At 74.5% G+C, this 6,299-nt stretch carries 4 protein-coding genes; all 4 read right to left on the bottom strand.

The window, feature by feature from the left end; genetic code table 11:
- On the bottom strand, nucleotides 1-1,557 hold a 1,557-nt coding region (locus ETD96_RS39400; RefSeq protein ID WP_138641584.1), incomplete at its 3' end, for an ATP-dependent helicase.
- Nucleotides 1,558-1,587: 30 nt separating this feature from the next.
- Complete coding sequence (locus tag ETD96_RS39395; RefSeq protein ID WP_240808552.1) at nucleotides 1,588-4,701, bottom strand: ATP-dependent helicase; 3,114 nt, start codon at nucleotides 4,699-4,701, stop codon at nucleotides 1,588-1,590.
- A gap of 144 nt (nucleotides 4,702-4,845) precedes the next feature.
- Nucleotides 4,846-5,154 carry an MGMT family protein gene (locus tag ETD96_RS39390; protein ID WP_138641583.1) on the bottom strand — a complete coding sequence of 103 codons (309 nt, stop codon included), beginning with the start codon at nucleotides 5,152-5,154 and terminating at the stop codon, nucleotides 4,846-4,848.
- Nucleotides 5,138-6,299 (bottom strand): S8 family serine peptidase (locus tag ETD96_RS39385; protein WP_240808551.1); only part of this gene is annotated, 1,162 nt, incomplete at its 5' end. The genes ETD96_RS39390 and ETD96_RS39385, both read right to left, overlap by 17 nt.

Here is a 6,299-nt window from a genome sequence, read left to right as displayed (position 1 = left end):
GGCCGCCTCCTGGGCGAGGGCGCGAGCGCGGCGGCCCAGCGCGACGAGGTCGCGGGGGCCGAGCCGCCAGCGCGGCCCGGTGAGCAGCCGGGCGAGGGACGCGCCCGCGGTCGGGTCGTGCATGACCCGCAGCGTCGCGACGACGTCCTGCACCTCGGGGACGGTGAGCAGCCCGCCGAGCCCGACGACCTCGACGGGGATGCCGCGCGCCTCCAGCGCCCGCCGGATCAGCGGGAACTGCGACCGCTTGCGCGCCAGCACGGCGACGTCGGAGTAGCGCAGCGGCTCGGCCTGCGGGCCGCCGTCGGGCGCGGTCTCGGGGTCGGCGGCCATCAGGCCCGCGATGCGCGCGGCGATGCGGTCGGCCTCGTCCTCGACCGTGGGGAACAGCGCGCACTCGACGCGGCCGCGCCCCTCGCGGCCCGCGCCCGGGACGAGGCGAGGCACGGACTTCGTCTCGGCGCGCAGCTCCTCCTGCACCTTGGCCGCCGCCTCCAGGATCTGCTCGCCGTTGCGGAACGACCGGCTGAGCTGGACGACCGGCGCGGGCACGGGCCGCCGACCGTCCGCACCGGGCTGGGCGGGGAAGTCGTAGGCGAACCGCAGCAGGTTCCCGGCGCTCGCGCCCCGCCACCCGTAGATCGACTGGCACGGGTCGCCGACCGCCGTCACCGGGTGGCCGCCCGCGAACAGCGACCGCAGCAGGACGAGCTGCGCCTGGCTGGTGTCCTGGTACTCGTCCAGCAGGACGACGGAGAACCGGGACCGCTCGATCATCCCGACCTCGGGATGCTTGTAAGCGATCCGGGCGGCGAGCGCCATCTGGTCGCCGTGGTCGATGACCTCCCGGTCGGCCTTGGCCCGCGCGTAGGCGTCGATCAGCGGCATGAGCTGCTCGCGGACGGCGTGCTTGGCGAGGATGTCGCGCTGCGCCTTCAGCGGCTTCTTCACCACGGCGAGCCGCTCGTCGAGCCAGGCGCCGACCTTGCGGACGTCCTCGGCGGTGCGCAGGTGCTCCGCCAGGTCGCCGGCGAGCTCCATGACGGCCTTGGTGACGGTGTCGGGCTGCCAGTCGATTCGGTCCATGGGGCCGTTGTAGGCGTCGACCACCCGCGAGCAGATCTGCCAGGCGACGGCCGGCGAGATCAGCCGCATGGTGGGTTCGAGGGCCTCGCGCAGGGCGTGGTCGCCGAATAGCCGCGCGGCGTACGAGTGGTACGTCGACACCATCGGCTCGCCGTCGAACAGGGCCTCGCCGCCGAGCCGTTCGAGCTCGTCGGCGGGCAGCACCTCGCGGAGCTTGTCGAGCCGCTTGCGCACGCGCACGCCGAGCTCGGCGGCGGCCTTGCGGGTGAAGGTCAGCCCGAGGACGCGCTCCGGCCGGACGAAGCCGTTCGCGACCAGCCACACCACCCGCGCGGCCATCGTCTCGCTCTTCCCGGACCCGGCGCCCGCGATCACCGCCATCGGCGCCAGCGGCGCCTCGATCACCCGGGCCTGCTCCTCCGTCGGCTCCGGGATCTCCAGCAGCCGGGCCAGTTCTCCCGGCGTGATCACCTCGCTCCCCCCGAGCTCACTGTGGACCGTTCAGTCCGCGACCTGCCCGCCCTCGTCATGGACGGGGCAGCAGGAGCGTACGGGACAGGTGCGACACTTGTCGTTCGCCCGCGCCTGGAACACCTCGCTCGCCATCCCGGTCGCGACGACCTCGATGAGCTTCTTCGGCCACTCGGGGTCGGCGTCCTCGGCGGGCGGCGGCTGCTCCTGCTCGCGCGCCTTCGCGGTGAACGCGGCCTTGCCGACCTGGACGAGCTTGGCGCCGCCCGGCTCGATCAGCCCGTGCCGCTCGAACGCGCCGAGCATCACCGCGTACTGGTAGACGCCGAGCTGCGGGTGCCGCGCCAGGTCGTCCTTGGGGACGGCGGTGGAGGAGGTCTTGATGTCGATGATGACGGCGCGGCCCTGCTCGTCGCGTTCGGCGCGGTCGATGCGGCCCTTGATGACGACGCGGCCGAGGTCGACCTTGAACGACTCCTCCAGCGCGACGACCTCGTTGGGGTTGTCGCGGTGCCAGGCGAGGAACTTGTCGACCATGGTCGCGGCCTGCTCGCGCTGCTTCTCCGAGTACCAGGAGCTGCGGAACTCCAGGTCGTTCCAGATCTCGTCGAGCCGCTCGGCGACGTGGACCTCGTCAACGCCGTCGTCGGCGCCCGCCATCTCGGCGACGGCGTGGACGACCTTGCCCATCGTGCTGTACTCGTTGGGCCCGCCCTCCTGCGCGCCGACGGCGGAGGCGAGCAGCCAGCGCAGCCCGCAGGTGGTGAACGCCTCCACCTGGGACGGGGAGATGGTGATCTGCTCGTCCTCGCTGAACGCCGGCCCGGGGTCGGACAGCGCGGTGATGGCGTACCAGTTCTCCGGTTTGGCGCCGCGCACGCCCGCGCGCGCGAGGCGGGCCAGGTGCCCGGCTGCGGCGCGCCGCAGCGGTTCGGGACGGGACGGGTCGGCGACGACCGAGCGCAGGTCGGCGACCAGCGCGGACAGTGACAGCCACCGTGTCTTCTCGTCCAGTTGCGATTGCTCGATGGCGCCCGGGAGCAGTTCGTTGAGGAACCGCGACGGACGTTCTTCGGTGTCGTCGCCGCCGACGGCCGTCACCACCAGACGCTTGCGCGCGCGCGTGACCGCGACGTAGAAGAGCCGACGTTCCTCGTCGAGCATCTTGGCCGCCATGGAGGCACCCGCCGCGGCGTCGCCTTCGAGTTCCGCCCCTGCGGCGTGCTCGATGAGCTCCTCGACGCCCAGCAGCGACCCGCGCAGGCGGACATCGGGCCAGACGCCCTCCTGGACGCCGGCCACGACCACCACGTCCCACTCCAGCCCCTTGGAGCGGTGCGCGGTGAGGATGCGGACGGCCTCGCCCTGGGGCGCCTGCTCGGCCAGGGTGTCGCCGGCGATCTCCTGGGACGCGATGTTGTCGACGAACAGCTCGGGCCCCGCCTGGGGAAGCCGGTCGACGAACCGCGCCGCGTGGTCGAACAGGGCCACGACCGCGTCCAGGTCGCGGTCGGCGGCGGCGCCGCGCGTCCCGCCCTTGACGCTCTGCTCCAGCAGGACGTCGGCCTGCCCGCTCTCCTGCCAGACGGCCCACAGCACGTCCTCGGCGGTGCCGCCGTCGTGGACGGAGCGCCGCGCCACCTCGATCAGGTGCGCGATCCGCTCGGCGGGCGCCCGCACCCTCTCGTGGACGAGGATCAGCTCGCGGGGGTCGTTGACGGCCGCGACGAGAAGCTCCCCCAGCGGGCGGTCACCGCCCGACAGCTCCTCCAGGTCGCGCAGCGCGCGCTTGAGCCGCCGCATGGCGAGCGCGTCGGCGCCCCCCAGCGGCCCCGTCAGCAGGTCTTCGGCGACCTCCTCGTCCAGGAAGCCCTTCTTCAGCGCCGCCCGCAGCAGCACCAGGAACGGACGGACGGCGGGCTCGGCGATCAGCGGCACCTCGTCGCCCGCGACGACCACCGGCACACCGGCCTGGGCGAGCGCCCGCCGGAGCACCGGAACCTGCCGCACCGCGCTGCGCACCAGGACGGCCATCCGCGACCACGGCACGCCGTCGAGCAGGTGGGCGCGGCGCAGCTCGTCGGCCACCAGCGCCGACTCCTGGCTCTCGGAGTCGGCGATGACGGCGCGCACCTCGCCGTCGTCCAGCTCCTCCACCGGCCGCAGCGCGCGGTGCTCGGCGGCGCCGGCCGACCCGGCGGGCAGGCGGCGCGCGATGCGGCGCGACGCGGCGAGGATCTCCGGGCCCATGCGGCGGCACGTCCGCAGCGCCACCACGGGCGCGGGCTCGCCGTCCAGGGTCGGGAAGCGGGTGGGGAACTCCTGGATGCCCCGCACGTCGGCGCCCCGGAACCCGTAGATCGACTGGTCGGGGTCGCCCACCACGACGAGGTCGCGCCCCTCCCCGGCGAGGTAGTGCAGGAGCGCCTCCTGCGCGGGGTCGGTGTCCTGGTACTCGTCCACGAACACCACGTCGTAGGCGTCCCGCTCCCGGATCCGCACCTCCTCGTCGGCGAGCATGCCCGCGGCCATGTGGATGAGCTCGCCGTAGTCGTAGGTGGGGACGGGGTCGAGGAGGAACCGGTCGACGTACCGCTCCATGAACCCGCCGATGGCGGGCCAGTCGTCGCGCCCGCGCATACGCCCCAGGGCGACCAGGTCTTCGGCGGCGTACTGGCGCTCAACGGCCCGCAAGGTGAAGTCACGCAGCTCTTCGGCGAACCCACGCGTCGCCAAGGCGGCCCTCAGGCGCTCCGGCCAGTCGCGCGCGCCGTCCGCCAGCTCCCCCTCCAGCAACCGGCGCACCTCCAAGAGCTGCTCCGGCCCGGACAGCAGCCGCGGGGCGGGCTCCTCGTTCAGCACGGCGTCGCGCCTGAGCAGCGCGTAGGCGTAGCTGTGGAAGGTGAGCGCGAGCGGCGTGCGGGTCGTCCGGTGCAGGCGCCCGGTGATGCGCTCCCGCAGCTCCCCCGCCGCCTTGCGGCTGAACGTCAGGACGAGCACGCGCTCCGGATCGACGCCCCGGCTCACGATGCGGTCGACGACCGCCTCGACGATCGTCGTCGTCTTGCCGGTGCCCGGCCCCGCCAGCACCAGCAGCGGCCCGCCGGCGTGCTCGACGACCCGCCGCTGCTGCTCGTCGAGCACAGGCGGGACGGTCCGCGCGGGACCGGCGCGGCGCACGAGACGGTAGGAACCAGAGGGCACAACAGTTCATTGGAACAGATCACCGGGACGGTTCTGACCACAACGCACGCATGTCGCCAGGGAGAAAAACCACACCCGGCCGGCTCAGGACGGACCCGACCACCGCGCCCGCCTCATGTCGACCCGCACGCCGTCCGGGCGGAGCGGCGTCCCCTCCGCGCGGTAGTGCTCGTGGGCGCGGCGCTCGTGGCTCCGCGGCGGGCTGCCGTCGGCGCGGATCACCCGCCACCACGGGACGCCGCCCCCGTACAGCGACATGACCCGGCCGACCTGCCGCGGCCCGCCGCGCCCGACCAGCTCGGCGATGTCGCCGTAGGACAGGACGCGGCCCGGCGGGATGCTCTCGACCGCGTCCAGCACCGCCTCGGCGTACTCGTCAGGTTCGAACGGCATCCGGCGATTCTCCCGGATCGCGCGGCGCCCCGCGCGCGAACACCGCCGCGCCCGCCAGACCGAACAGGGCCACCGCGCAGACCAGCACGTAGGCGAGGACGAGCCTGCCCGAACGGTGCACCGCCCGGACCGGCCGGACGGGCCCGTCCGCGAACCGCCGGTCCGCCGGCAGCCCGGCGCCGCTCATCCGGGCGCCCGCGAGCCCGTCGGAGGCGGCGAGCGCGGCGGCGGCGTCCACCGTCCCGAAGCCGACGCCCCGGTCGTAGCCGCGCGCCGGCCGGTTCCGGGTGCTCGCCGCGATCGCCTGCGTGACCAGCGCCGGCGCGAGGCCGGGGTGCCGCGACCTGATGAGCGCGGCGATGCCGGACACGAACGCGGTCGCGGGGCTCGTGCCGTCCCCGATCCAGTACCGCCCGTCCGGGCCCGCGCCGATGACCTGCACGCCGGGCGCGGACACGACCACGCCGGAGTTGCGGTTGGAGAACCCGGCGTGCCGGCCCCGCGCGTCCACGGCCGCGACGGAGATCACACCGGGGAACGACGCCGGGTAGAAGTACTTGGAGGAGGCGCGCCCCTTCCCCTTCACGCCGCCGGGGCTGCCCTCGGCGTTGTTGTTCCCGGCCGCGGCGACCACCACGACGTTGCGGCGGATCGCGTACGCGACGGCGTCGCGTTCGCGCGCCGTCGGGTACGAGCGGCCCAGCGACAGGTTGATCACGTCGGCGCCGTGGTCGACCGCGTACCGGATGCCGTCCGCGATCGTCCCGGCGAAGCGCTCGGCGCCGGTGAACTCGGCGAACCCCGGCTCGTCCCGCTCCAGGATGACCCGCACCGACAGCAGCCGCGCCTCGGGCGCGACGCCGATCATCCCCAGCGCGCCGCCGGGGCCGTGCCCGTGCCCGGCGATGATGGACGCCATGTTGGTGCCGTGCAGCCGCTTCGGCCGCGCCCCCGCCGGCCCGGCGCCGCGGGTGAGGTCGGGGCCCACGGTGACCGACCCCGCCAGGTCGGCCTGGTCGGCGTCCACCCCCGAGTCGAGGACGGCGACGGTCACGCCGCGCCCCTTCGCCATCGTCCACGCCCGCGGCACGTTCAGCGACTCCAGGACGGGCGTCGCGGCGTCCCGCACCTGATCGGCACGGGCG

The sequence above is a fragment of the Actinomadura geliboluensis genome, from assembly GCF_005889745.1.
In the GTDB taxonomy this organism is placed as follows: domain Bacteria; phylum Actinomycetota; class Actinomycetes; order Streptosporangiales; family Streptosporangiaceae; genus Spirillospora; species Spirillospora geliboluensis.
This window is presented reverse-complemented; position numbering and strand designations above follow the sequence as displayed.